The sequence below is a fragment of the Blastococcus sp. SYSU D00669 genome, from assembly GCF_054050715.1.
On record NZ_JBJGZV010000037.1, the window covers coordinates 26,336 to 50,430 of the forward strand.

The 24,095-nt window shown below is 75.3% G+C and carries 28 protein-coding genes; 12 read left to right on the forward strand and 16 right to left on the reverse strand.

Annotated features, from left to right (window positions below):
• Positions 1-6: 6 nt before the first annotated feature.
• From ACI8AF_RS21530 to ACI8AF_RS21550, 5 genes are all read right to left on the reverse strand, one after another.
• Complete coding sequence (locus ACI8AF_RS21530) at positions 7-720, reverse strand: SGNH/GDSL hydrolase family protein (protein WP_456541801.1); 714 nt, start codon at positions 718-720, stop codon at positions 7-9.
• Between the two features lie 99 nt (positions 721-819).
• Positions 820-1,188: a hypothetical protein gene (locus ACI8AF_RS21535; RefSeq protein ID WP_456541802.1), complete on the reverse strand. Its 369-nt coding sequence runs from the start codon at positions 1,186-1,188 to the stop codon at positions 820-822.
• A 48-nt stretch (positions 1,189-1,236) separates the two neighbouring features.
• Complete coding sequence (locus ACI8AF_RS21540) at positions 1,237-1,464, reverse strand: DUF4177 domain-containing protein (protein ID WP_456541803.1); 228 nt, start codon at positions 1,462-1,464, stop codon at positions 1,237-1,239.
• A complete protein-coding gene (locus ACI8AF_RS21545; RefSeq protein WP_456541804.1) occupies positions 1,461-2,792 on the reverse strand; it encodes a class I SAM-dependent RNA methyltransferase in 1,332 nt (443 codons plus the stop codon). Before ACI8AF_RS21545 ends, ACI8AF_RS21540 begins: the two co-directional genes overlap by 4 nt.
• The gene (locus ACI8AF_RS21550; protein WP_456541805.1) at positions 2,785-4,830 is read right to left on the reverse strand and encodes an APC family permease; all 2,046 of its coding nucleotides are present in this window, start codon (positions 4,828-4,830) and stop codon (positions 2,785-2,787) included. The genes ACI8AF_RS21545 and ACI8AF_RS21550 overlap by 8 nt, the downstream gene beginning before the upstream one ends.
• Positions 4,831-4,986: 156 nt before the next feature.
• Here ACI8AF_RS21550 and ACI8AF_RS21555 point away from each other — a divergent pair, with 156 nt between their 5' ends.
• Positions 4,987-5,658 (forward strand): potassium channel family protein, encoded by a 672-nt coding sequence (locus tag ACI8AF_RS21555; protein WP_456541806.1) that lies wholly within the window; start codon positions 4,987-4,989, stop codon positions 5,656-5,658.
• On the forward strand, positions 5,655-6,332 hold the full coding sequence (locus ACI8AF_RS21560) for a potassium channel family protein (protein ID WP_456541807.1): 678 nt from the start codon (positions 5,655-5,657) through the stop codon (positions 6,330-6,332). The genes ACI8AF_RS21555 and ACI8AF_RS21560 overlap by 4 nt, the downstream gene beginning before the upstream one ends.
• On the opposite strand, the gene ACI8AF_RS21565 is transcribed toward ACI8AF_RS21560, so the two are convergent.
• The 7 genes from ACI8AF_RS21565 to ACI8AF_RS21595 all read right to left on the reverse strand — a co-directional run bounded on the left by ACI8AF_RS21565 (position 6,333) and on the right by ACI8AF_RS21595 (position 10,911).
• A complete protein-coding gene (locus ACI8AF_RS21565) occupies positions 6,333-7,223 on the reverse strand; it encodes a DUF3159 domain-containing protein (RefSeq protein WP_456541808.1) in 891 nt (296 codons plus the stop codon).
• A 64-nt stretch (positions 7,224-7,287) separates the two neighbouring features.
• On the reverse strand, positions 7,288-7,665 hold the full coding sequence (locus ACI8AF_RS21570; RefSeq protein WP_456541809.1) for an OB-fold nucleic acid binding domain-containing protein: 378 nt from the start codon (positions 7,663-7,665) through the stop codon (positions 7,288-7,290).
• Positions 7,662-8,468 (reverse strand): alpha/beta hydrolase family protein, encoded by an 807-nt coding sequence (locus ACI8AF_RS21575; protein WP_456541810.1) that lies wholly within the window; start codon positions 8,466-8,468, stop codon positions 7,662-7,664. Before ACI8AF_RS21575 ends, ACI8AF_RS21570 begins: the two co-directional genes overlap by 4 nt.
• A 1-nt stretch (position 8,469) precedes the next feature.
• Entirely contained in the window at positions 8,470-9,204 is a 735-nt protein-coding gene (locus ACI8AF_RS21580; RefSeq protein WP_456541811.1) for a DUF3710 domain-containing protein, read from the reverse strand.
• 2 nt (positions 9,205-9,206) lie between these two features.
• Entirely contained in the window at positions 9,207-9,686 is a 480-nt protein-coding gene (gene dut / locus ACI8AF_RS21585; RefSeq protein WP_456541812.1) for a dUTP diphosphatase, read from the reverse strand.
• A 9-nt stretch (positions 9,687-9,695) separates the two neighbouring features.
• The gene (locus ACI8AF_RS21590) at positions 9,696-10,595 is read right to left on the reverse strand and encodes a hypothetical protein (protein ID WP_456541813.1); all 900 of its coding nucleotides are present in this window, start codon (positions 10,593-10,595) and stop codon (positions 9,696-9,698) included.
• Positions 10,596-10,608: 13 nt separating this feature from the next.
• Positions 10,609-10,911: a DUF4193 domain-containing protein gene (locus ACI8AF_RS21595; protein WP_456541814.1), complete on the reverse strand. Its 303-nt coding sequence runs from the start codon at positions 10,909-10,911 to the stop codon at positions 10,609-10,611.
• 317 nt (positions 10,912-11,228) lie between these two features.
• Here ACI8AF_RS21595 and ACI8AF_RS21600 point away from each other — a divergent pair, with 317 nt between their 5' ends.
• Both ACI8AF_RS21600 and ACI8AF_RS21605 read left to right on the forward strand, forming a co-directional pair.
• Positions 11,229-12,275: a phosphotransferase family protein gene (locus ACI8AF_RS21600; RefSeq protein WP_456541815.1), complete on the forward strand. Its 1,047-nt coding sequence runs from the start codon at positions 11,229-11,231 to the stop codon at positions 12,273-12,275.
• A 49-nt stretch (positions 12,276-12,324) separates the two neighbouring features.
• Complete coding sequence (locus ACI8AF_RS21605; RefSeq protein WP_456541816.1) at positions 12,325-12,870, forward strand: LytR C-terminal domain-containing protein; 546 nt, start codon at positions 12,325-12,327, stop codon at positions 12,868-12,870.
• A 12-nt stretch (positions 12,871-12,882) separates the two neighbouring features.
• Here the strand turns inward: ACI8AF_RS21605 and ACI8AF_RS21610 are convergent, their stop codons facing one another.
• Positions 12,883-13,692 carry an inositol monophosphatase family protein gene (locus ACI8AF_RS21610; protein ID WP_456541817.1) on the reverse strand — a complete coding sequence of 270 codons (810 nt, stop codon included), beginning with the start codon at positions 13,690-13,692 and terminating at the stop codon, positions 12,883-12,885.
• 68 nt (positions 13,693-13,760) lie between these two features.
• Here ACI8AF_RS21610 and ppgK point away from each other — a divergent pair, with 68 nt between their 5' ends.
• The 5 genes from ppgK to ACI8AF_RS21635 all read left to right on the forward strand — a co-directional run bounded on the left by ppgK (position 13,761) and on the right by ACI8AF_RS21635 (position 20,437).
• The gene (ppgK, locus tag ACI8AF_RS21615; RefSeq protein WP_456541818.1) at positions 13,761-14,510 is read left to right on the forward strand and encodes a polyphosphate--glucose phosphotransferase; all 750 of its coding nucleotides are present in this window, start codon (positions 13,761-13,763) and stop codon (positions 14,508-14,510) included.
• Positions 14,511-14,962: 452 nt separating this feature from the next.
• Entirely contained in the window at positions 14,963-16,096 is a 1,134-nt protein-coding gene (locus ACI8AF_RS21620) for an RNA polymerase sigma factor (RefSeq protein WP_456541819.1), read from the forward strand.
• Positions 16,097-16,607: 511 nt separating this feature from the next.
• On the forward strand, positions 16,608-16,823 hold the full coding sequence (locus tag ACI8AF_RS21625; RefSeq protein WP_448627903.1) for a DUF7455 domain-containing protein: 216 nt from the start codon (positions 16,608-16,610) through the stop codon (positions 16,821-16,823).
• A 144-nt stretch (positions 16,824-16,967) separates the two neighbouring features.
• Positions 16,968-19,217 carry a VanW family protein gene (locus tag ACI8AF_RS21630; RefSeq protein WP_456541820.1) on the forward strand — a complete coding sequence of 750 codons (2,250 nt, stop codon included), beginning with the start codon at positions 16,968-16,970 and terminating at the stop codon, positions 19,215-19,217.
• 83 nt (positions 19,218-19,300) lie between these two features.
• Positions 19,301-20,437 carry a YihY/virulence factor BrkB family protein gene (locus ACI8AF_RS21635; protein ID WP_456541821.1) on the forward strand — a complete coding sequence of 379 codons (1,137 nt, stop codon included), beginning with the start codon at positions 19,301-19,303 and terminating at the stop codon, positions 20,435-20,437.
• Here ACI8AF_RS21635 and ACI8AF_RS21640 read toward each other — a convergent pair.
• On the reverse strand, positions 20,413-20,643 hold the full coding sequence (locus tag ACI8AF_RS21640) for a DUF3039 domain-containing protein (protein ID WP_456541822.1): 231 nt from the start codon (positions 20,641-20,643) through the stop codon (positions 20,413-20,415). The genes ACI8AF_RS21635 and ACI8AF_RS21640 overlap by 25 nt on opposite strands.
• A 50-nt stretch (positions 20,644-20,693) precedes the next feature.
• Between ACI8AF_RS21640 and ACI8AF_RS21645 the strand changes: the two genes are divergently transcribed.
• Entirely contained in the window at positions 20,694-21,635 is a 942-nt protein-coding gene (locus ACI8AF_RS21645; RefSeq protein ID WP_456541823.1) for a pseudouridine-5'-phosphate glycosidase, read from the forward strand.
• A gap of 3 nt (positions 21,636-21,638) precedes the next feature.
• Positions 21,639-22,514, forward strand: coding sequence for a carbohydrate kinase family protein (locus ACI8AF_RS21650; RefSeq protein ID WP_456541824.1), 876 nt, complete (start codon positions 21,639-21,641; stop codon positions 22,512-22,514).
• On the opposite strand, the gene ACI8AF_RS21655 is transcribed toward ACI8AF_RS21650, so the two are convergent.
• Positions 22,511-22,864, reverse strand: a complete 354-nt coding sequence (locus ACI8AF_RS21655) for a DUF3099 domain-containing protein (RefSeq protein WP_456541825.1) — start codon at positions 22,862-22,864, stop codon at positions 22,511-22,513. The genes ACI8AF_RS21650 and ACI8AF_RS21655 overlap by 4 nt on opposite strands.
• Positions 22,865-22,981: 117 nt before the next feature.
• The gene (locus ACI8AF_RS21660; RefSeq protein WP_456541826.1) at positions 22,982-23,569 is read right to left on the reverse strand and encodes an HhH-GPD-type base excision DNA repair protein; all 588 of its coding nucleotides are present in this window, start codon (positions 23,567-23,569) and stop codon (positions 22,982-22,984) included.
• 130 nt (positions 23,570-23,699) lie between these two features.
• Between ACI8AF_RS21660 and ACI8AF_RS21665 the strand changes: the two genes are divergently transcribed.
• Positions 23,700-24,065, forward strand: coding sequence for a hypothetical protein (locus ACI8AF_RS21665; RefSeq protein ID WP_456541827.1), 366 nt, complete (start codon positions 23,700-23,702; stop codon positions 24,063-24,065).
• Positions 24,066-24,095: the final 30 nt, after the last annotated feature.

Consider the following 24,095-nt stretch of genomic DNA (forward strand, 5'->3'; position numbering starts at 1 on the left):
GAGCGCTCAGGCGCCCACCAGCCCGCGCACCGACGCGGCGAGCCGGTCGGCGAAGACCTGGTGCCCGAGGTCGCTCGGGTGGATGGTGTCGGCCCACAGCCGCGCGTCGTCGCGGTCGAGCCAGTCCTCGGCAGCGGGGTCGACGAACGCCAGGCCGGCGTCGTCGGCCGCCGCGCGCACCGCGCGGTTGATCCAGTCGATCGTCGCCTCGGGGGTGCCCGGGTTGTCGGCCGCCCCGACGACGAGGACGCGGGTGCCCGGGGCGGCCAGGTCGCGCAGCGCCGCGAGGGTGGTGCGGGCCGCCGGGGCGAGCACCCCGGGCGAGCTGCGCCGCTCGTTGAGGCTGCCCTGGACGACGATCAGCGCGGGGTCGCCCTCGACGGCGAGCCCGAGCCGCTCGGCGAAGACGGCGTCGTACGGCCCCGGGACGCTGTAGCCGCTGCCGCCCGCACCCAGGACGCGCACGTGCCAGCCCAGCTCGGCCGCGGTGCGCACGGCGTAGCCCTGGTCGTCGGTGGCGCCGCGGCCGACCGTCCAGGAGTCGCCGACGAAGACCACCGTCGGGGCGTCGTCCGGGACGGCGGGGCCGCCGTCGAACACCGGCCCGGCCGGGCTCGCCCCGGCGATGCGGGGCAGCAGCACGGCCAGCCCGACGGCGACCGCCAGCACCGCGAGGACGGCGACCGCCCTCGCGGTGCGAACCCCGCGCTGAGCAGGCACGACCCGGGAAGGTACGACCAGCGGGGCCCCGGTGGGGGCGGTTCGTGCGGGATCGGGACCGTCGTCCTCCTCACAGGTGACTTCCGTCCCACGCGCGCCTCACAGCCGGGGGACCCAGCGCTCCCCGCGCAGCGCGCCGGCGACGACCTCGACACCCCGCGCGGCCGCGGACAGGCGGGTGCCCTCGCGCTCGTACGCGGCGACGGCCGCCTCGATCGCGTCGGGGGGCAGGTGGTCGGCGAGCTCGACGCGCACCGTGCGCCAGCCCTCGCGGGCGGCCTCCAGGCCGGCCCGCACGTGGTCGCCGGCGAAGCGGGCCAGCAGCACCGGGTAGCGGCGCAGCACCTCGTGCGCCCGGTAGTCGGGCGGCACGAGGTCGTACAGCCACGACACCGCCGTGCGCTCCCAGTCGGGAGCACCCGGCGGACGGACCTCCTCCGGCCACCCGGGCGGCACGCTCGCGTCCACCCCGCCAGTCTGCCGCATCCGTCGAACACATGTTCGACGAACGTGAGCTCAGTCCTTCGGCCGCTTCAGCCAGAACTGCTCGAAGCCCCACGTGCCGGCGCCGCTGGAGTGGTAGCTCACCAGCTCCCAGCCCTCGGCGCCGAGCCGGTTGAGCACCGAGCTGGTGTCGCCCTCCTGCCGCTCCATCGGCCCGCCGGGGAGCTTGACGCTCACCCCGGCCTTCTGGCTCTCGGCGTCGTTGGCGGTGATGACCGAGACGTACTCCCAGGAGGTCACCCGAGCACGGTAGCCGCCGCCGGGACCAGCACCGCCACGCACTCCACGTGCGCGGTCATGGGGAAGGCGTCGAACCCGCGGATCCCGGCGAGCCGGTAGCCCGCCCCGGCGAACGCCGCGACGTCGCGGGCCAGCGCGGCGGGGTCGCAGGCGACGTAGACCACGGCCCGCGCCCCGGTGCCGGCCAGCAGCCGGCTCACCGCCGCGCCGGCGCCGGCCCGCGGCGGGTCGAGGACGACGACGTCGGGCGCGCTGCCGAGCTCAGCCAGCAGCCCGGTCAGCCCCTCGGCGTCCACCTCGCCCTGCCAGACCTCGGCCTGCGGCAGGTCGGCGAGGTTGGCGTCGGCCGCGGCGCACGCGGCGGCGTCGGCCTCCACGCACACCACCCGGCCCGTCGGCCCGACCAGCGGCGCGAGGGCGCCGCCGAACAGCCCGGCGCCGGCGTAGAGGTCGAGCACCGTCTCCCCCGGGCCGACGTCGGCGAACGCGGTCACCGCGGCGACCAGCGCGTCGGCGGCGGCCGGGTGCACCTGCCAGAAGCCGGTGCCCTCGACCTCCCAGTTCCGGCCGGCCGCCGTCCGTCCCGCCCGGCCGGCCGGCTCCTCCGGCACGTCCGAGCCGGGCCGCAGGACGCGCGTCGTCTGTGGCTTGCCGCGGCGGTCCAGCCGGGTCGTCGTGACGACGCCGGCGGCGTCGACCGAGACGTCGACCGCACCGGCGCCGGGCCACCGGCGGTCCAGCACGGCGCGCGCGGCCGGCTCGGCGGTGATCGGGCAGTCGTCGAGGCGGACGACGTCGTGCGAGCGGTGCCGCCGCAGCCCGGGCGCGCCGGTGCGGTCGACGGCGAACCGCGCCCGCGACCGCCAGCGCAGCGGCCCGCCGGGGAGCTCCTCGACCACCACGTCGACGTCCTCGAGGGAGGCCAGCCGGGCCAGCTGCTCGCGGACGACGGCGGCCTTGAGCCGCCGCTGCTCGGCCGGGGCGACGTGCTGCCAGTCGCAGCCGCCGCACCGCCCGGGGCCGCTGTACGGGCACGGCCGCTCCACCCGCTCCGGGTGGGCCTCCAGCACGGTGACGGCGTCGGCGCGGCAGTAGCCGGGGTGCCGGTCCTCGGTGACGCGGGCGACCACCCGCTCCCCCGGCAGGGCGTGCCGCACGAACACCACGCGGCCCTCGTGCCGGGCGACGCAGTGCCCGCCGTGGGCGACCGGCCCGACGGTCAGCTCCAGCTCGCGGCCGGTCCACCCCGGCGAGGTGCCGGAACGGCCCTGCTGCAGGGGCCCGCGGCGAGCCTGCGAGCCGTGGGGGGCAGCAGGGTCCTCATCCATAGGGGGTGGCCTGGACCTCGTCGTCCGTGATCCCGCGCCGCAGGTCGCCGGGCATGGGCTTCTCGCCGCGGTGCCCGTTGTCCTCGTGGCCGATCGAGCTCTCCAGCTGCCACGGCACCGTGGTGATCATGACGCCGGGGGTGAACTGCAGCCGCGCCCGCAGCCGCAGCGCGCTCTGGTTGTGCAGGACGTTCTCCCACCAGTGCCCGACGACGTACTGCGGCACGAAGACGACGACCAGCTCGCGCGGGCTGTCGCGGCGGATGGCCTTGACGTAGTCGAGCACCGGCCGGGTGATCTCGCGGTACGGCGACTCCAGCACCGTCAGCGGCACCGGGATGTCGTAGCGCTCCCACTCCGCCTGCAGCGCCCGGGTCTCGGCGTCGTCGACGTTGACCGTCAGGGCCGTGAGCGCGTCGGGGCGGGTGGCGCGGGCGAAGGCGAGCGCCCGCAGCGTCGGCTTGTGCACCTTCGAGACGAGCACGATCGCGTGCACCTTGCTGGGCAGCAGCCGCGCGTCGGAGTCGGGGACCAGCTGCGCGGCGACGTTCGAGTAGTGCCGGTTGATCGCCTTCATCAGGACGAACAGGACCGGCATGGCCAGCAGCACGAGGTAGGCGCCACGGCTGAACTTGGTGACCACGATGATCAGCAGGACGACGGTGGTGAGCGTGCCGCCGATGAAGTTGATCACCTGCGAGCGGCGCATCCGCGCCCGGGCCGCGGCGTCCTCGGAGAGCCGGATCTCCCGGTTCCAGTGCCGCACCATGCCCCACTGGCCGATCGTGAAGCTGGTGAACACCCCGATGATGTAGAGCTGGATCAGCCGGGTGACGTCGGCGCCGAAGGCGACGATCAGCAGCGCGGCGAAGCCGGCCAGCAGCAGGATGCCGTTGCTGAAGACGAGCTTGTCGCCGCGGGTGTGCAGCTGGCGCGGCAGGAACCGGTCCTGCGCGAGCACCGAGCCCAGCAGCGGGAAGCCGTTGAAGGCGGTGTTCGCGGCGAGGATGAGGATCAGCGCCGTCGCCGCCTGGATGTAGAAGAAGCCGACCGAGGTGTCGCCGCCGAAGGTGGCCGCGGCCAGCTGCGCGATCACGGTGCGCTGCGGATCGGTCTCGCAGTTGCCCGCGAAGCCCTCGAGGTCGCAGGTGAACTCGGTGTACTTCACGTCGCCGAGCAGGGCCAGCGCGGTCACCCCGGCGAACATGGTCGCGGCCAGCCCGCCCATGATCGCCAGCGTGGTGGCCGCGTTGCGGCTCTTCGGGGGCTTGAACGCCGGGACGCCGTTGGCGATCGCCTCGACACCGGTGAGGGCGGTGCAGCCGGAGGCGAACGCGCGCAGCGCGAAGAACAGCAGCGCCAGCCCGGTCATCTGCGAGAAGCCGGGCTCGGGCGTGATCGTGTAGCCGGCGCTCTCGGCCACCACCGGGTCGTCGGTGAAGAAGTCCCGGAACAGCCCTGTGGCGATCATCACCATGATGCCGCCGATGAACAGGTAGGTCGGGAGGGCGAACGCCCGGCCCGACTCCCGCACGCCGCGCAGGTTCAGCGCCGCCAGGAGCGCCACCAGCCCGACGGCGATGAGCACGCGGTGCTCGTTCCACGAGGGGAAGGCCGAGATGATGTTGTCGGTGCCGGCCGAGACCGACACGGCCACGGTGAGCACGTAGTCGGTGAGCAGCGCGCTGGCCACCACCAGGCCGGCGAACTGCCCGTGGTTCTTCATCGCGACCTCGTAGTCGCCGCCGCCCGAGGGGTAGGCCCGGACCACCTGGCGGTACGACAGCACGACCGTGACCAGCAGCAACACCACGGCGATGGCCAGCCACGGGGCGAGGTAGAGGAACGCGGTGCCGGCCAGGGTCAGCACGATCAGGATCTCCTGGGTGGCGTAGGCCACGGAGGAGAGCGGGTCGCTGGCGAAGATCGGCAGCGCGAGGCGCTTGGGCAGCAGCGACTCCCCGACCCGGTCGCTGCGGACGGGGCGGCCGAGGACGAGGCGTTTCGGGAGTTGTCCGAGGTCGGACAGCGATGGCACGGCGGCGATCGTACGAGCGTGTGGCACCCCGTGCCGCCACCCCGACGCCGCGACCCGCCCGGGAGGGGGAGATCCCGTCGGCGCGGCCGCTGCCGGTCACCTGGCGGGTGTAGCTTCGCGCCGTCCCGGCTCTCTCGCGTCGACAAGGAGTTCCACGTGCACGTGGTCGTGATGGGCTGCGGGCGTGTCGGCTCCGCGATCGCCCGACGACTGGAGGAGATCGGGCACAGCGTCGCGGTGATCGACCAGGACCCGGAGGCGTTCCGCCGGCTGGGCCCCGACTTCGCCGGGCGCCAGGTCACCGGGCTCGGCTTCGACCGGCAGACGCTGCTCGACGCCGGCATCGACTCCGCCGGCGCCTTCGCCGCGGTGAGCAGCGGCGACAACTCGAACATCATCAGCGCCCGCGTGGCGCGCGAGACCTTCGGCGTCCAGCACGTCGTCGCGCGCATCTACGACGAGAAGCGGGCCGAGATCTACGAGCGCATGGGCATCCCGAGCGTGGCCACCGTGCCGTGGACGGCCAGCCGGCTGCTGCGCGAGCTGCTGTCGGTCAAGGTCAGCGAGATGTGGCGCGAGCCCACCGGCCAGGTGCTGCTCGAGCGGGTCACCGTCACCGAGTCCTGGGTGGGCCGCAAGCTGGTCGAGTTCGAGGCGGCCTCGGGGGCCCGCGCGGCCTGGATCGTGCGCTTCGGCGACGCCCAGCTGCCGACGTCGTCCACCGTCCTGCAGGACGGCGACCACCTCGTCGTCGCCGTCACCGACGCGATCGCCCCGCGGGTGCACGCGGTGGTCGAGCACGGCGCCGAGGGGGGCAGGGAGCGATGAGGGTCGCGATCGTGGGCGCCGGCGCCGTCGGCCGGTCCATCGCCGGCGAGCTGCTGGCCAACGGGCACACCGTGATGCTGATCGAGAAGGACGGCCGCAAGGTGCGCACCCGCGCGGTGCCCGGCGCCGAGTGGGTCCAGGCCGACGCCTGCGAGGTCAGCTCGCTGGAGGAGGCGCAGCTGGCGACCTGCGACGTCGTCGTGGCCGCCACCGGTGACGACAAGGCCAACCTGGTCGTGTCGCTGCTGGCCAAGACCGAGTTCGCGGTCAACCGCGTCGTCGCCCGGGTCAAGGACCCGCGCAACGAGTGGCTCTACACCGAGTCGTGGGGCGTCGACGTCGCCGTCTCCACCCCGCGGGTGCTCGCCGCCCTGGTCGAGGAGGCGGTGACCGTCGGCGACGTCGTCCGGCTCATGAGCTTCCGCAAGGGCGCGGCCAACCTGGTCGAGATCACCCTCGCCGAGGACACCCCGTGGGTGGGCAAGCCGCTGCGCGAGGTGCCCCTCCCCCGGGAGACGGTCCTGACCGCGATCCTGCGCGGCGAGCGGGTCATCAACCCCACGCCCGACGAGCCGCTGGAGGCCGGCGACGAGCTGCTGTTCGTCGCGCACGCCGAGGTGGAGGAGCAGCTGCAGGCGGTGCTCGCCCCCGAGGGCGCGGCCGGCGCCCTCTAGCTAGGCCGCCGGGGCCTCGCCCTCGCGGCGCCGGGCCGGCGGCTGGTCGGCGGCTGGCTCGCCCTCCGCCGCGGGGCCGCCCGGCTCCTGGTAGCGGTGCCGGTGCAGCCGGGACACCACCCACAGCGTGACCAGCAGCTCGGCCGCGGTCACCGGGATGCCCAGGACCAGCGACGCCGTCCCGAGCAGCTCGACGTCGTTGCGCTGGTACAGCAGCCCCTGGACGGCGACCCGCAGCAGGAACGTGCCGCCCCACAGCGCGGTCAGCCAGGAGTAGGCCCGCAGCATGCGCGGGTCCTCGCGCCAGTGCTGCTCGGGCTCGGGGTCCTTCGGCCGCTCCCCGGTCTCGGGGTCCGGCGGCGGGCGGTGGTGCAGGGTGGCGCTCACCCGGTCGATCCGGTTGCGCAGCCCCGGCAGCCGGTGCGAGGCCATCGCGCCGAGGTGGCTGGGGGCGAGGAATTCGGCGATGTAGCCGACCAGGGGCCGACGCACGAGGATCGAGCCGATCAGGACGACGCCGATCCCGGCGTTGCGCACGATGCCCAGCACGAAGAAGTCGCGGGCCTGGCCCGAGGCGGCCGCGATCGCCACCGCGACGGCGACCCCGATCAGCCCGCTGATGCCCTGCTGGATGCTCTCCCGGCGGACCAGCCGCAGGAGGAAGACGAGGACGGCCGCGCCGAGCGCGGTCCAGATGCCGATCCGCAGGCCGCCGAGGCTGTTGGCGACGATGAACGCGACGGTCGGCAGGGTCGCGTCGACCATGCCGCGCCAGCCGCCGAGCTGCTCGAGCACCAGGTGGCGGTCGAAGGCCAGCGGCGACGACGGCGTGCCGTCGGCGCCCGCCGGCTCGTCGCGGTGCTCGTCGCGGTGCCCGTCCGGTGCGCTCACCGACGCCTCCCGCCCTGTCGCTGCCCCCGGTCCTCCCCCGGCCCCGGTACCCGGCGGCGGGTGGTCAGCCGGCACCCAGCTCGTACCACGGGTTGTAGATGACCCGCTTCCCGTCGAAGGCGGCGAACCGGCCGCGGGCGGTGATCGTCCGGCCCGGCTCGATGCCCGGGATGCGCCGCCGGCCCAGCCAGACGAGCGTCACCGAGCCGGAGCCGTCGAACAGCTCCGCCTCGAGCGTGGGCACCGTCTCGCGCGGGGTGTAGACCACCGACTTCAGCCGCCCGGTCACGGTGACGACCGCGCCCTTGCGGCACATGCTCACCGGTTCGCAGCCGACCTTCGCCGCCTCGGCGCGGAGCGCCTCGGCGTCGATCTGGTGGTCGTCGGCGGTCAGGCGCTCGAGGGTCCTCGAGAACCAGCCGCGCGACTTCGCCTCAGTCACCGCTCCAGCGTAATCCGCCCGACGCGCCCCGTACGGCGCGCCTCGAGCCAGTCGCGGGCGATCCGCCAGCCCGGCCCGGCCGGGTCGATCAGCGCCATGTGGTCGCCGGGCAGCACGCGGACCTCCACCACGTCGCCCACGGCCGCCGCGGCGCTGGCGTAGGTCTCGCTCTGGCTCACCGGGACGACGTCGTCGTCGAGACCGTGCACGCAGAGCACCGCCGCGCCGGTCGGCAGCAGCCGCGCCGGGTCGGCCTCCGCCCACCGCTCGGGCGCCTCCGCCGGGGCCGCGCCGAGCAGGTCGCGGGCCGCGCCCGAGCCGAGCCCCTGCTCGTCGGCCAGGGCGAGGTCGAGCACGCCGGCCTGCAGCACCGCGGCGGTGACCCGCACCCGCGGCCCCGCGCCCGCGGCGCCCGGATGCAGGTGCGCCCGGCCGGCGGCCCAGGCCGCGAGGTGGCCGCCGGCGGAGTGCCCGACGACGGCGAGCTCCCCGAGGTCGAGCCGGTCGGGCGCCAGGTCGGGCAGCGCGTCAAGCGCGGCGGCGACGTCGGCCAGGGTCGCCGGCCAGCCACCCCCGCTCCCGACGCGGCGGTACTCGACCGCGACGGCGGCCCAGCCGGCGGCGGCGAGGTCGGCGGCCAAGGGCCGGGCCAGCTCGACGCCGTACGCGGCCCGCCAGAACCCGCCGTGCAGGACGACGGCGACCGGCGCCGGGCGGGCCGGAGCACGGGCATCGCCGTCGGGGAGGGTCAGCTCGAGGAACTGGTCGGGTCCCGGCCCGTAGGCGACCGTCCGGGTGGGCACGTCAGGCGTCGGGCGCGGCGTGCCGGGCGGTGGCCTTGCGGGCGGCCTGCACGGCCTGCTGCGCGGCCTGCTGGGCCGCGACCTGCGCGGCGGCCTGCGGCGGCAGGGTCATGGGCAGCTGCTCGCGCACCGGCATCGGGTCGGTCCCGCGGACGACGACGATCTGCCGGAACGCCTCCTCCAGCGGGGCGGCCGCGGCGGGGTCCTCCCCGGCCGGGCCGGCGATCATGCCGCGCAGGAACCAGCGCGGGCCGTCGACGCCGATGAACCGGGCCGACCGGCGGACCGGCCTGGGCGCCGTGGTCTGCCCCTGCTGCGGCGGCTGCTGGACGAGCACGCTGCCGGCCAGCTCCGGACCGAACGGCCCGTCGACCTCCTTGAGGGAGGCGCCCTGGCCGGACGCGCCCTTGGCGAGGTCCTCGCGGACGGCGTCCCAGATGCCGGCCGCCCGCGGCGCGGCGAAGGCCGACACCGACAGGGTCGACTCCCCCGACCGCAGGGTGGCGCCGATGACCTTCTGCTGCTGGTTGACGTCGACCCGCAGCTCCATGCCCGCGATGGCGGGCAGCCGCAGCGAGCCGAGGTCGACGCGGTTCACGCCGTCGTCGGGGGCGTCGGCCTCGTCGTAGGGCCCGCTGGTCTCGGCGCGCTCGCGCTCGCGGTGCTGCGGCTCCGGGGGGACGCCGCGCTCGCGGAGGCTGCGGTCGATCCGGTTGCGCCGTCGTCCGAACGGCATGGTCAGTCCTCTCCTGCGGCGAGCCCGTCGTGCCCGCCGGTCGATCCGTGCCCGCCCGCGCCGCGGGAGCTGCCGGGCAGCTCCTCCACGGGGACGAACCGTGCGCGCACCACGGGCTGCACCACCAGCTGGGCGACGCGGTCACCGCGGCGCAGCGTCAGCGGCGTCGTCGGGTCGAGGTTGATGAGGTTCACCTTGATCTCGCCGCGGTACCCCGCGTCGATCGTGCCCGGCGCGTTGACCAGGCTGAGCCCGAGGCGGTGGGCCAGGCCCGAGCGCGGGTGCACGAAGCCGGCGTACCCCTCGGGGATGGCCACGGCCACGCCGGTGCCCACGAGCGCCCGCTGCAGCGGCGCCAGCTCGACGTCCTCGGCGGCGCAGAGGTCGGCGCCCGCGTCACCGGGCAGCGCGTAGGCCGGTGCCGTCGCGGCCGGGGAGGTGAGCCGGAGCGGGACGTCCACCTCGCGTGCTGGGTCGGCCACCCCGCGACCTTAGCCGCGCCGCCCCGCGGCGCCGCGCAGGTCTGCGACGACCCGGCGGGCCAGGGTCTCCGTGGCCCGGCGGTTGCTGCGGCCGGCGATCGCCGCACCCACCAGGAAGGGGGCGGCGACGGGCAGACCGCGGGTCAGCCGGCGGCCCATGCGGCGGCTCAGCGACCGCAGCCCGGCGGTGGTGAGGGTCGAGACCAGGCCGGTGCGGCCCGTGCCGTCGACGGCGCGCTGGGCGGACCAGCTGCCCAGGTAGGCGGCCGCCCGTGCCCGGGCGTCGCCGGGGGCGGGGCGGCCGTGCAGTTCGTGGAGCTCGCCGAGCAGCACGACCTCGACCGCGGCGACCAGCACGGTCTCCGCGCCCAGCTCGAGCGGCAGGGCGAGCATCGAGGCGGGGGCGAGCCACTGGGCGGCGGTCAGGCCGCCGGTGGCCGCGCCGACGGCGGCGGTGATCCGGCCGTAGCGGGCGACGAGCGCCTCGCCGATCTCGTCGTCGGTCAGGCCGGGGTAGGCGGCGCGCAGCCGCGCACCGTCGCGGATCGGCAGCCGGGGCGCCGCGGCGGCCAGCAGGTCGCCCAGGAACGCCCCGGGCGACCGCTGGCCGTTCTCGCGGTCGTCCGGCGGCGGTGCGGCGCTCGCCGTCCGGTCCCGCCAGGCGCCGGCCGCTCCCGCCAGCGCGCCGAGGACGTCGCGCAGCCCGGCCGCCGCCGAGGGGGCGGACCCGGACGCCGGGGCGTCGGGTGCCGCGGTGCCGAGCAGGCCGCCGACCGCGTCGGCCACCGCCCGTGCGGCGCGCCCCAGCGGGCCGCCGTCCTCGGGCTCGGGCGGCGGGGCCGCCGCGCGCACCGGGCGCGGCGGGGGGACGTCCCTCGCCGCGCCGGTGCGTGGACCGTGCTCGGTCATGGCTGCCGTCCGCTCAGGCCGCGCAGTCCCGGCAGTACATCTGGTCGCCCTTGGTGGCGGCGAGGCGGCTGCGGTGCTGCACGAGGAAGCAGCGGGAGCAGGTGAACTCGTCCTCCTGCTTGGGCAGCACGCGGACGGTGAGCTCCTCGTTCGACAGGTCCGCGCCGGGGAGCTCGAGGTTCTCGTTGAAGTCGGTCTCGTCGACGTCGACCGATGCGGACTGCGCCTCGGCGCGCCGGGCCTTGAGCTCCTCGAGCGAGTCCTCGCCGAGCTCGTCGGCCTCGCTGCGCCGTGGGGCGTCGTAGTCGGTGGCCATGGGGTGTGCCCCTCCTCCGGGGTTCCTCGCGGGCGTCGTGCCCGCAGTGCGTCTGACGTCGGCGAGGTGCGCCGCCGTCCGGTCCGGCCGCCTGCGGGCGACCGGAGGTCTGGTGCCGGGACCCCGAGAACGAGGCCCCGACGAGGTCGAGCTCCGGCTCCGCGTCGTTCCCTTCGGCCGCCGGGGCGCCTCCGGTTGCGGAACCGGCAGCCCCCCAACGCCAGGAGGCCCCCGTTTGTGCCCGGCGCGGATGCGCCCACACCTCGGTCCGGAAAGGGCCTGGCGGGGCGCGGAGCGCCAGAGGTTACCCTGCCGCCGTGTCGACTCCCGTGGGTGCTGATCCAGCCGTCGTCGGGCCGTACCTGGCCTCCGTGCTCGGGGACGAGAAGTGGCGCTCGGTGTCCGTCGACCTCATCGCCGCGGGCATGTCGAACCTCACGTACACGGTCACGCCCGAGGGCGGTTCGCCCGACGACGCGGTGATCCTGCGGCGCCCCCCGACCGGCGCGGTGCTGGCCACCGCGCACGACATGGGGCGGGAGTACACGGTCATCACCGCGCTCGGCCCGACCGCGGTCCCCGTCCCGCGGACGCTGCACCTCTGCCAGGACACCGCCGTCCTCGGCGCCCCCTTCTACGTGATGGAGCGGGTCGCGGGCGTGCACGTGGTGAACGAGATCCCGCCCGGCTACGCCGACGAGCCTGACCAGCGGCGGGCCATCGGCGAGGGGCTCGTCGACGTCCTGGCCGACCTGCACACCGTCGACTACGTCGAGGTGGGGCTGGCCGAGTTCGGCCGGCCCGAGGGTTTCATGGCCCGGCAGGTGCGCCGCTGGACCAAGCAGTGGGACGCCACCCGCGACCGCGACCGGCCCGGTCTCGACGCCCTCGCCGCGAAGCTGGCCGAGACCGTGCCCGACACCCAGCGGCACGCGGTCGTCCACGGCGACTACCGGCTCGACAACTGCCTGCTCGACCCCGAGCGGCCGGGCGGCATCCTCGCCGTCCTGGACTGGGAGATGTCGACGCTCGGCGACCCGCTGGCCGACCTCGCGATGCTGCTCGTCTACTGGCCGCAGGCCGGGGAGAACCTGCCGGCGACCCAGGCGGCGGTCACCGCGCTGCCCGGCTTCCCCACCCGGGTCGAGGTCGCGCAGCGCTACGCCGAGCGCACCGGCCTCGACCTGACCGACCTCCACTGGTACGTCGGGTTCGCCTACTTCAAGTTCGCCGCGATCGTGGCCGGCATCGTCGCCCGCTCGGCGGCCGGGGCGATGGCGGGCAAGGACACGTCCGGCTACGCGGAGCGCATCGATCCCTGCGTCGAGCTAGGACGCGCCGCTCTGGACCGAGGTGCCATCTAGGGCCCGCGTGTCGTCCTAGACTCCCGCCGGATTCCAGCGAGGAGGGCACGTGACGAGCGTGGGTGAGCGGACCGACCGGCCACCGGTGCGGGCCCGGAGCGGACGGCGTCCCATCCCGCCGCTGATCTTCCTGCTGGTGCTCGCCCTGGCGGCGCTCGGCGTGTGGTGGAACGTGCTGCGCACCGAGGAGACCCGCCAGGCGGAGCAGGAGGCGGCCTGCACGACCGCCCAGGAGGCGGCGCCGTCGATGGACCCGACGACGATCAACCTGCGCGTCCTCAACGCCACCGACCAGCAGGGCCTGGCCGGCACGGTGGCCTCGCAGCTGCAGGCCCTCGGGTTCGTGGTCGACGAGATCTCCAACGACAGCAGCGGCCGCGAGGTGACCGGCGTCGGCGAGATCCGGCACGGCCCGCGCGGCGCCGACGCCGCCCGCTTCACGACCGTCTACCTCAGCGGCGCGACCACCTACGAGGACACCCGCGCCACGGCCGTGGTCGACGTCGTCATCGGGCCCGACTTCGCCGGCCTGGCCAGCCCCGAGCAGGTGGCCGCCGCCCTGTCGGCCGGCGCCAGCGCGCAGGCCGCCTGCTAGGAGCCGCCGACCTCAGTGGAGGTCGGCCAGCAGGGCCACGAACTCGTCGGCGACGGCGGGGGCGACCGCGATGCCCAGCGGATCGGCGAACGCCCGGCCCGGCAGGCCGGTGACCACGGCGCCGGCCTCGGCGGCCACCAGGGCGCCCGCGGCGAAGTCCCACGGGTTGAGGTGCTGCTCGAAGTAGGCGTCGACCCGGCCGGCGGCGACCGCGCACAGGTCCAGCGCGGCCGACCCGTACCGGCGGATGTCGCGGACCTGCGGCAGCAGCTCGGCCACGACCGCGCCCTGCCGGCGGCGCTGCTCGGCCCGGTAGCCGAAGCCGGTGGCGACCAGGGTCCGCTCCAGCGACTGCGGCGCGCCCACCCGCAGCGGCACGGGGTCGGCGCCCGGCGCCGCCAGGTGGGCCCCGCCGCCGAGGGTGGCGGTGAACAGCTCGCCGGTGGCCGCGTTGAGCACGGCGCCGGCCCGCACCCGCCCGTCGACCTCGGCCGCGATGGAGACGGCGTAGGCGGGCAGCCCGTAGACGAAGTTCGTCGTCCCGTCGATCGGGTCGACGATCCAGCGCACCCCGCTGGTGCCGGCGCGGTCGCCGCCCTCCTCCCCCAGCAGCCCGTCGTCCGGGCGGGCGTCCAGCAGCCGGCCGAGGATCAGCTCCTCGCTGGCCTTGTCGACGGCCGTGACCATGTCGACCGGGCTGGACTTCACGTCCACCGACGCCGAGGCGCCCGCGCGGCCGCGGGCGACCAGGGCCGCCGCCTCCCGGGCGGTGGCGACGGCGAGGTCGAGCAGGTCGTGGTCGGCCGGGCGCGGGGAGGTCACGGGGCGATCCTGCCCGAGCGGGGGACGGCGGGGGGCCGGGTGTCGGGCTGATCACTACGCTGACGCCCGTGGCGCACGGCTTCGGAGTGGACATCGGCGGCAGCGGCATCAAGGGCTGCACGGTCGACCTGCACAAGGGTGAGCTGATCGGCGAGCGGGTCCGCATCGAGACCCCGCAGCCGTCGCTGCCCGAGCCGGTCTACGACGTCGTCGGCCAGATCGTCGCCTCGTTCGACTGGACGCACCGCATCGGGGTCACCTTCCCCGGCGTGCTCAAGCACGGCGTCGTGCACACCGCGGCCAACGTCGACAAGAGCTGGCTCGGCACGAACCTCGCCGAGGGCCTGCGCGCGCGCATCCCCAGCGACCACGTGGAGACGCTCAACGACGCCGACGCGGCCGGGGTGGCCGAGGTCCGCTACGGGGCCGGCCGCGACCGCAAGGGCGTCGTCCTCATGCTCACCTTCGGCACGGGGATCGGCAGCGCCCTGTTCGTCGACGGCGTCCTCGTGCCCAACACCGAGTTCGGCCACATCCAGGTCGACGGCGAGGACGGCGAGCGGCGCGCCTCGGCCGCGGCCAAGGACCGCGAGGAGCTCAGCTACCCCGAGTGGGCGAAGCGGGTCGACCGGTACCTCGACGTCCTCGAGGGCAGCGTGTGGCCCGACCTGATCATCGTCGGCGGCGGGGTGAGCAAGAAGGCGCACAAGTGGGTGCCGCTGCTGTCCACGCGCACCGAGGTGGTCGCCGCCGAGCTGCAGAACGACGCCGGCATCGTCGGCGCGGCGCTCGCCGCGCACGAGCACATCGGTCGCTAGGCGCGCCCGCCCGCCTCGTCGGAGCGAGGGAACCCCGGCCGGAACGGTGGAATAGCCGTTGACGGTCGTTACAATGGGAGAGCCCCACCCCGTCGTCCACCAGCCGGGAGGGATCCCCCGCTCGACCGCCGGTCAAACGCCGTACCGGTCTGCGCGGGTCCGTCCGGCGGCCGCGCGGCGGTCGGGGCCGCTGCCCGGGAACCAGTCGGTGTCCCGGGGAACGACCCAGCACGGGAAGGAACCCCTGAGTGCCCGCCGACAAGCCAGCACCGGAAGCAGCCGCCGCGAGCACCCCCCCTCGCTCCAGGACGGTCGCCGCCGGTACCCGGGCCCCTCGGGCCACCGCTGCGGTCGCCCCGGAGAAGGCCGCCGCCAGAAAGAAGGCTCCCGCGAAGGCCGCGGGTGGGCGCACCAAGCCGACCATCGCCCCCTCCCCCGCCGCCGAGGGGGCCGTGCTGACCGCCGTCGCCGACGGCGAGCCCCCCGCTGAGGGTCTGGCCCTGGACGAGGCCGTCGTCGCCGGCACCGACGGTGTCGCCGAGGGCCCGGCCGAGGGCGAGGTCGCCGCGGCCGCCGAGGAGGAGGCCGAGTCCGGCGACTTCGAGTGGGACGACGAGGAGGAGTCCGAGGCGCTGCGGCAGGCCCGCAAGGACGCCGAGCTCACCGCCTCGGCCGACTCGGTCCGCGCCTACCTCAAGCAGATCGGCAAGGTCGCGCTGCTCAACGCGGAGGAGGAGGTCGACCTCGCCAAGCGCATCGAGGCCGGCCTCTACGCCGCCGAGCGGCTGCGCCAGGTCGAGGAGGAGGGCCAGAAGCTCTCCCCGCAGATGCGCCGCGACCTCAACTGGATCGTCCGCGACGGCGAGCGGGCCAAGAACCACCTGCTCGAGGCGAACCTGCGCCTGGTGGTCTCCCTCGCCAAGCGCTACACCGGCCGCGGCATGGCGTTCCTGGACCTCATCCAGGAGGGCAACCTCGGCCTGATCCGCGCGGTCGAGAAGTTCGACTACACCAAGGGCTACAAGTTCTCCACGTACGCCACCTGGTGGATCCGGCAGGCGATCACCCGCGCCATGGCCGACCAGGCCCGCACCATCCGCATCCCGGTGCACATGGTCGAGGTCATCAACAAGCTCGGCCGCATCCAGCGCGAGCTGCTCCAGGACCTGGGCCGCGAGCCCACCCCGGAGGAGCTGGCCAAGGAGATGGACATCACCCCGGACAAGGTGCTGGAGATCCAGCAGTACGCCCGGGAGCCGATCAGCCTCGACCAGACCATCGGTGACGAGGGCGACAGCCAGCTCGGCGACTTCATCGAGGACTCCGAGGCCGTCGTCGCGGTCGACGCGGTGAGCTTCACGCTGATGCAGGACCAGCTGACCAGCGTGCTGCAGACCCTCTCCGAGCGGGAGGCGGGCGTCGTCCGGCTGCGGTTCGGCCTCACCGACGGCCAGCCGCGCACCCTCGACGAGATCGGCCAGGTCTACGGCGTCACGCGCGAGCGGATCCGGCAGATCGAGTCGAAGACGATGTCGAAGCTGCGCCACCCGAGCCGCTCGCAGGTCCTCCGGGACTACCTCGACTAGCGGCAGACGCCGCTGTCGCCAGGGCCCCGTCCGCCACCGGCGGACGGGGCCCTCGTGGTCTGTGAGCCCGGTCACGCGGAGGCGGGTGCGCCGGTGGCGGTCGCGGCGCCGGGTCGGACGTGGCGCCGCCGTCACCTGCGGCATCGCGCCGGCGCCGTCCGGATCTCGACTCGGTCACGATCTCACCCGTCCGCGCTATGGCGGCGGTGTACGCCGCTCGGCCACGGGTAAGCCGCGTACCGTGGGCCTCGTCAGACAAGCAGAGGACCCACCCACCGGCCGCCGGCCGGTGCGCACCACCCAGCCCGACAGCACCACCAGCGCGACCGAGTAACGCACCGCACCAGTGACGTCCCCTGCTGGCTCGTTCCCTCTCGTCCCACCGGTTCCCGCCCCCGGCGAGTCCCGGTCGGAATGGACGGGGAGCGGGAATGGGAGGGGCCATCCTGGCGCTGTGCAGGAGGCCGATCCGCAGCCGCGGGTCCGTGCGGTAGAGAGCGAGTGATCCCAGATGACCCAGACGCTGACGACGACCCCGCCCACCGACGACCTGGTCGTGCCGTTCCACTGTGACCGTTGTGGCGCCCTGGCCAAGGTGCGCGTCGTGCTCGCCAGCGGTAGTGACCTCGTCTTCTGTGGTCACCACGCCCGTGAGTACGAGAGCAAGTTGCGTGACATCGCGGTCGACATCATCGAGACTGACGGTGAGCAGCGCATCACAACGTGAGAGAGGCGCTATCTTGGCGCCGCAATGAAGCTCTCTCCCGACGATGCCGCCGCGTCCTCCGTCCCGCTCCGTGCGGGCGAGGGGCCGGCGGCTCCGTCGTTTCCGGGGACGCCCGAACGACGGCGACCCGAGGACGACCCCGCCATGCAGCAGCACGCCGGCGCCGAGCAGGCCGCCGCACCCGACGAGACCACGCGCCTCTCGGGCGGTCCCGCCGGCACCCCGCCGCCGACCGGGGGCCCGTCCACCGGTCACGGCCAGTCCGCCGTCGCCAGCCGCCCGGGTCAGCCCGGGCCGCAGGCGACCGAGCCCGTCCCGGGCGCGGTCCCGCCGCCGGCGTACGTCGAGCAGGCCGATGACACGCGGCCGGTCTCGAAGGAGTGGATGAAGGTCTCCCCGGAGACCCCCGCGCCGCAGGAGCCCGCCCCCGCGGCGGCACCCTCCGCCGCGGCCGCGCCCGTCGCCGACGAGGACCGGTCGACCCAGCAGCTGCCCGGCCACGTCGAGCCGCCCGCGGCGCCGCCCACGGACGACACCACGCGGCTGCCGGCCGACGACGGCCCCGGCACCCCCGGGGAGCCGCCCTCCGGCGGCGGCACCGGCGGTGGCGTCGGCCCGGACGGCACCGGCGACGACGCCCCGCAGCGCCCGTGGTGGCGGCGGAAGGCCGTGCTGGTCCCCGCGGCCGCGGTCGTGGTCCTCGGCGGCGCCTACGGAGCCGACGTGCTCCTCTCCGCCGGGGACGTCCCCCGCAACACCGTCGTGGCCGGCGTCGAGATCGGCGGCCTCTCCCCCGCCGAGGCGGCCCGCACGCTCACCGACGAGCTGGGCGCCCGCGTGGCCGCCGACCACACCGTCGTCGCCGACGACTTCTCGACGACGCTCTCGCCGGCCACCGCGGGCATCGCGCTGGACGTCGACGCCACCGTCGACGTCGCCGACGACCAGCCGCTCAACCCGTGGACCCGGGTGACCTCCTTCTTCACCGACCGCGAGGTCGAGCCGGTGCTCGACGTCGACGAGGCCGCCCTCGACGGGCAGGTCGAGGCGATCGCCGGGCAGGTCGACGTCGCCGCGGTCGAGGCCTCCATCGCCCTCGACGGCACCACCGCGTCCCTCGTCGAGCCGGTCGACGGTCGCGCCATCGACCGGGAGGGCGCCGCCGAGGCGATCACGTCGGCGCTGGCCTCCGGCGCCGACCCGGCCGAGCCGATCGAGCTGCCGGTCGAGGTGGACGCCCCCGTGGTGGACGCCGCCGAGGCCCAGCGCGTGCTCGACGAGACCGTGACGCCCGCGCTCGCCGCGCCGGTCGAGCTGGTCAGCGACGACGGCGCCACCTCGGTCGAGATCCCGGTGACGGCGATCGCGGCGGCGCTGCGCTTCACGCCCCTGGAGGACGGCGTCCTCGCCGTCTCCCTCGACCCGGCGGCGCTGCAGAGCGAGCTCGGCGAGGAGCTCGGCCAGTTCGGCACCCCGGCGCAGGACGCCACCTTCGAGGTCCAGGGCGACGCGATCACCGTCGTCCCGTCGGTCGACGGCACCGGCGTCGCGCCGGCCGCGCTGGCCGAACAGCTGCTGCCGGTGCTCGCCGCGCCGGCGCCGCGCACCCTCACCGCGCAGCTCGGACCGGTGCCGGCGTCCTTCACCACCGAGCAGGCGCAGTCCCTGGGCATCGTGGAGCAGGTCAGCACCTTCACCACCAACTTCACCAGCCAGGCCAGCGGCACCAACATCCGCGTCGTCGCCGCCGAGGTGGACGGCGCGATCGTCCGGCCGGGCGAGATCTTCAGCCTGAACACCTACACCGGCCCGCGCGGCACCGCGCAGGGCTACGTGCCGGCCGGCGTCATCAGCGGCGGCCAGATCACCCAGGCGGTCGGCGGTGGCGTCAGCCAGTTCGCGACCACGATGTTCAACGCGGTCTTCTTCGCCGGCCTCGAGGACGTCTACCACAAGCCGCACAGCTTCTACATCAGCCGCTACCCGGCCGGCCGCGAGGCGACGGTGTACGAGGGCCAGATCGACCTGGTCTGGAAGAACGACACCGACACCGGCATCTACGTGCAGACGGAGTGGACGCCGAACTCGCTGACGGTGACCTTCTGGGGCACCCGGCACTACGAGATCGAGTCGATCAGCAGCGACCGGCGCAACATCCGGCAGCCGGCCGTGATCGAGAAGCCCGACGACGGGAACTGCACGCCGCAGTCCGGCTCGACCGGCTTCGACATCACCGTGACCCGGGTGTTCAAGGACCTGAACACCGGCGCGGAGATCCGGCGCGAGAACTTCAACACCCACTACGCGGCCGAGGACATCATCCGCTGCGTGCCGGTGGCACCCACCACGTCGGAGGGCACCGCTCCCCCGGCGGGCACGACACCGGGCGGCTGACCCGTCCTCCCTGCGGGGGAACCGACAGGCCGGACGACGGTCGGTGCGGCTCCCCCGCAGGTGGGCGCGTGCACACTGGGTCCATGAGCGCGGTCCTGCCGAGCGGTTCCCCGGCGCGCGCCGGGGACGAGCAGGACGCCCTGCCCCGCCCCGCGGCCGGGGTACCGACGACGGAGGAGACCCCCGCCGAGGGGTCCGGGTCGACCCGCGCCGACCTCTCCGGCGCCGGCCGCACGGCCGGCTGGCCGGCCTGGGTGCGCACGCCGCTGCAGGTCGCCGGCCGGACGGTGGCCAAGGCGTGGCAGGACCGGATCCTCGGGCTGTCGGCCGAGGCGTCGTTCTGGCAGATCCTCTCGGTGCCGCCGCTGCTCATCGGGCTCCTGGGCAGCCTGGGCTACCTCGGGACCTTCATCGGCACCGGGTCGGTGCAGGAGGTCGAGGACCGGCTGCTCACCGCCTCGGCGGAGGTGCTCACCCCCGACGTCGTCGACTCGCTGGTCGCGCCGACCCTGAACGACATCCTGGGTTCCGGCCGGCTGGACGTGGTCAGCGTCGGGTTCCTGCTCTCGCTGTGGGCGGGTTCCTCGGCCACCGCCACGTTCATCAACACCGCGGTCATCGCCTACGACCAGCGCGACGTGCGGGGGCCGATCGCGACCCGGCTGATGGCGCTGTGGCTGTTCGTCGTCGGCCTGGTCGTCGCCGTCCTGACCCTGCCGCTGCTGGTGCTCGGCCGCGAGGTGCTGGTGAACCTGCTGCCCGGCACCTGGCGGCCGGTCGCGACCGTGCTCATCAACGCCGTCTACTGGCCGCTGGTCGTGGTGGGCCTCGTCCTGGTGCTGACCAGCTTCTACCACGTCATGCTGCCGCGGCGGCTGCCGTGGCGGCGGCACGTGCCCGGTGCGCTGCTGGCGGTGGCGTTCTCGCTCGTCGCCGCCCTGGTGCTGCGCACCTACGTCGCCGACATCCTGGTGACGGCGCTGCCCTACGGCGCGCTGGCCACCCCGATCGCGGCGCTGCTGTTCTGCTTCTTCTTCGCCATGGGCATCCTGCTCGGCGCCGAGCTCAACGCGACGATCCAGCAGCGCTGGCCGGCGCCGCTGCGCCGGCACGAGCGACGCCGCCAGGCCCGGCGGGCGGCGAAGCTCGCGTCGGAGGCGCGGAAGCTCGGCCTCGGCGACTCAGCCGCCGACCCTCACTCGGGGCGCAGCGACTCGTAGATCTCCTTGCACGCCGGGCACACCGGGCTGCCGGGCTTGGGCGCCTTGGTGACCGGGAAGACCTCGCCGCAGAGCGCCTGGACCATCGTGCCCATCACCGCGCTCTCGGCGATCTTGTTCTTGCGGACGTAGTGGAACACCTCGTCCGGCTTGTCGGTGTCGGCGTCCCGGACGTCGGGCTTCTCGAGGATGTCGGTGCTGCTCATGGTGCCTCCCTGCGGACCGGCGGTCGCTCGTCGACGTCCATGATGGCAGCGTGCAACCCTCCTCCCCTGTTCCCGGCACGGTCCTCTCCCCCGAGGTGGCCATCTCCCCGGACGTGGCACAGGCGCTCGCCGCCGGACGCCCCGTCGTCGCCCTCGAGAGCACGCTGCTCGCCCACGGCCTGCCGCGCCCCGACAACCGCAAGGCCGCCGACGACGTCGAGGACGCCGTGCGCCGCGGCGGCGCGGTGCCGGCGACCATCGCCGTCCTGGACGGCGTGCCGCACGTGGGGCTGGAGCCGGCGCAGGTGGACCGCATCTGCGGGGACCCGGGGCTGGCCAAGCTCGGCATCCGGGACCTGCCGGTGGCGGCTGCCCGCGGCCTGTCCGGGGCGACGACGGTGTCGAGCACCGCGCTGCTGGCCGCCCGGAGCGGCATCGAGGTGTTCGCCACCGGCGGGCTGGGCGGCGTGCACCGGCAGTCGGCCGAGACCTTCGACGAGTCCGCCGACCTCGGCGCCCTGGCGAGGACGTCGATCGTGGTCGTCTGCGCGGGCGTGAAGTCGATCCTCGACGTGCCGGCCACCCTGGAGCGGCTGGAGTCGCTGTCGGTCACCGTCGTCGGCTACCGGACGACGACCTTCCCCGGCTTCTACGTCGCCGACTCCGGCTCGCCGCTGGACTGGTCGGTGGACGACCCCGCGGAGGCGGCCGCCGTCTTCGCCGCCCGGCGCGAGCTGGCGGCCGGCTCGGTCGTCGTCGCCAACCCGCTCCCGGACGACGAGCAGCTCGACCCGGCGCTGCACGACCGCGTGATCGCCGACGCGCTCGCCGCGGCCGACGCCGCCGGCGTGCGCGGCAAGGCGGTCACCCCGTTCGTGCTCGACCACCTGCACCGGGCCAGCGAGGGCGCGACGCTCGCGGTCAACGTGCGGCTGGTGCTGCGCAACGCCGAGCTGGCCGGCCGGATCGCCGCGGCGCTGCGGGCCGGCTGAGCCGTGCGCCCCGTCCTCGTCGTCGGCGACCTGGCCACCGACGTCGTCGCCGTCCTGGACGGCGATCCCGCGCCCGGGTCGGACCGGCCGGCCGCCATCCGCACGCGCGGCGGCGGGGCCGGCGCCAACGTCGCGGTGCACCTGGCACGGCTCGGCGTCCCGGTGCGGTTCGCCGGCTGCGTCGGCGACGACCCGGCCGGGGTGGCGCTGGCCGGCGAGCTCGCCGCCGCCGGCGTCGAGCCGCTGCTGCGCACGGTGCCCGGGACCCCCACCGGCACGATCGTCAGCCTGGTCGAGCCGGACGGGCAGCGCAGCATGCTCGCCGACCGCGGCGCCAACCTGGCCCTGCGCCCCGGCGACGTGCCGCCGCTGCCGGCCGGCGGTCACCTGCACCTGTCGGGCTACACGTTGCTCGACGACCGGCCCCGCGCGGCCGGGCTGGCCGCCCTGGCGGCGGCGGTCGAGGCCGGGGCCACCGTGTCGGTGGACCCGGCAAGCACCGGACCGCTGCGCCGCTACGGCGTGGACCGCTGGCTGGCCGACACGGCCGGCGCGACGCTGGTGCTGCCGAACGCCGAGGAGGCGCTGCTGCTCACCGGCTGCGGCGACGTCGCCGACGCCGCCCGCGCGCTCGCCGGGTGGCACCGGTGCGCGGCGGTCAGCCTGGGCGCCGACGGCGCCCTCTGGGCGTCGGGCGCGCAGGTCGTGCACCGGCCGGCGCACCCTGCGACGGTCGTGGACACCACCGGAGCCGGCGACGCGTTCGCCGCCGGGCTGCTCTCGGTGTGGCTGGCCGACCCCGACGGCGACCCGGCGACGGCGCTGGACGCCGGGCTGGCGCTGGCCGCGCGGGTGGTGGGGCGGGCGGGCGCCCGTTAGCCGTCGATGATCCGCGAGCGCTCGATGGCCTTGAGGTCGGGCGTCTCGAGGGTGCGCTCGGGGCGGTAGCGGTTGACGTGCTGCTTGCTCTTCGGCGGCCCGTCGTTGGCCATGACGACGGCGATCCACGGCAGGACGGTGCCGAGGATGGCCAGCAGCAGCACCAGCCAGAGGATGTGCGTCGCGGTGTACACCACGGCCGCCGCCACGATGCTCAGCGCGCGGACGCCCATGGTGAGCACGTAGCGCTTCTTGCGGGCGGCGTACTCGTCGAACTGGCTCGGCTGCGCGTCGGTGATCAGCACCGGCTCGGCCCGGCGGGAACGTGCGGTCTCTCGGCTCGAGGCCACGGCTGTGCCATCCCTCCGCCGGCCGATCGCGTGAGGTGTCCACGCGGACGGGGTCCGGCTCGCACGGCCCATCGTGCCACCGCTTCCGGGCCGGTGCAGGTGCCTCTTGCTGGACCTTCAGGCGCCGGCCCGGGCCGCCTTCGCGGCCTGCTTCTGCGCCTGCTTGAACGCCCGTACCTCGGCGAGGGACTCGGCGCCGGTGATGTCGGCGACCGAACGCCGGGACCCCTCCTCGCCATAGGCGCCGGCCGCCTCCCGCCAGCCGGCCGGCGTCACGCCGTACTGCTTGCCGAGCAGCGCGACGAAGATCTTCGACTTCTGCGCGCCGAAGCCGGGCAGCTCGCCGATCCGCCTCACCAGCGTGGCGCCGTCCGGGGCGTCGGCCCACAGGTTCTCGGCCCGGCCGTCGTAGCGCTCGACCAGCAGCCGGCACAGCTCCTGGGTGCGCGCGGCCATCGAACCCGGGTAGCGGTGCACGGCCGGCGGCCCCTGGAAGTGCTTCGCCAGCTCCTCCGGCTCCGCGAGGGCGAGGGCCGCGGCGTCGAGGGTGTCGACGCCGAGCCGGTCGGCCAGCAGGCGGGGGCCGGCGAAGGCGCGCTCCATCGGGAACTGCTGGTCGAAGAGCATGCCGAGCAGCAGCGCGAGCGGGTCGCGGCCGAGCAGCTCGTCGGCGCGCGGGTCCTGGGTGAGGGTCACGGTCGGCACCGGCGCATCCTCCCCCATGGGCTCACGGCGCGACGTCCGTTCCGGCGGTGCTGGTTTGCGCGGGGCGATGTCCGGGCAGGTGCCGGGCGCCGAGCCGAGGCCCGCACGTGGCCGGGACCGGAGGTCGTCCGTGGCGGGTCCACAGGAGCCGGCGTCGTCCCGCCCACGGCCGGGAGCCGGACCTACCCCGGTCGCCGAGGCGATCGGGGGGTCGCTGTCCCGGTATCCCTGGCGCGCGCTCACCGTCGAGATGGTGACGGCGATGGCGCTGGCGGCGGCTGACGGGGCGCGCGTGGACCAGCAGGGCACACACGCCGTCGCCGGGCGGGACGAGCGCCTCCCGGCGGTCGCGGAGGCCCTCCAGGCCGATCCGCAGTGGCGGCGGCGTCCGGCGGACGTGGTCGCCCGGTGCCTGGCCGAAGCCATGGCGACCCGGGAGGAGGAGCGCTTCTGGTTCGACGTCGAGCTGGACTGGCTCCTCGACCCGCCGTCCTGAGTCGAGGCGGACACCTCGCGAGCGGACCGG

Excerpts from the sequence above, each read along its gene's own strand:
- ACI8AF_RS21625 (WP_448627903.1), top strand. The coding sequence starts at position 16,608 with ATGACCCAGACGCTGACGACGACCCCGCCCACCGACGACCTGGTCGTG.
- ACI8AF_RS21590 (WP_456541813.1), bottom strand. The coding sequence starts at position 10,595 with ATGACCGAGCACGGTCCACGCACCGGCGCGGCGAGGGACGTCCCCCCG.
- ACI8AF_RS21630 (WP_456541820.1), top strand. The coding sequence starts at position 16,968 with ATGCAGCAGCACGCCGGCGCCGAGCAGGCCGCCGCACCCGACGAGACC.
- ACI8AF_RS21560 (WP_456541807.1), top strand. The coding sequence starts at position 5,655 with ATGAGGGTCGCGATCGTGGGCGCCGGCGCCGTCGGCCGGTCCATCGCC.
- ACI8AF_RS21635 (WP_456541821.1), top strand. The coding sequence starts at position 19,301 with ATGAGCGCGGTCCTGCCGAGCGGTTCCCCGGCGCGCGCCGGGGACGAG.
- ACI8AF_RS21580 (WP_456541811.1), bottom strand. The coding sequence starts at position 9,204 with ATGCCGTTCGGACGACGGCGCAACCGGATCGACCGCAGCCTCCGCGAG.
- ACI8AF_RS21545 (WP_456541804.1), bottom strand. The coding sequence starts at position 2,792 with ATGGATGAGGACCCTGCTGCCCCCCACGGCTCGCAGGCTCGCCGCGGG.
- ACI8AF_RS21595 (WP_456541814.1), bottom strand. The coding sequence starts at position 10,911 with ATGGCCACCGACTACGACGCCCCACGGCGCAGCGAGGCCGACGAGCTC.
- ACI8AF_RS21640 (WP_456541822.1), bottom strand. The coding sequence starts at position 20,643 with ATGAGCAGCACCGACATCCTCGAGAAGCCCGACGTCCGGGACGCCGAC.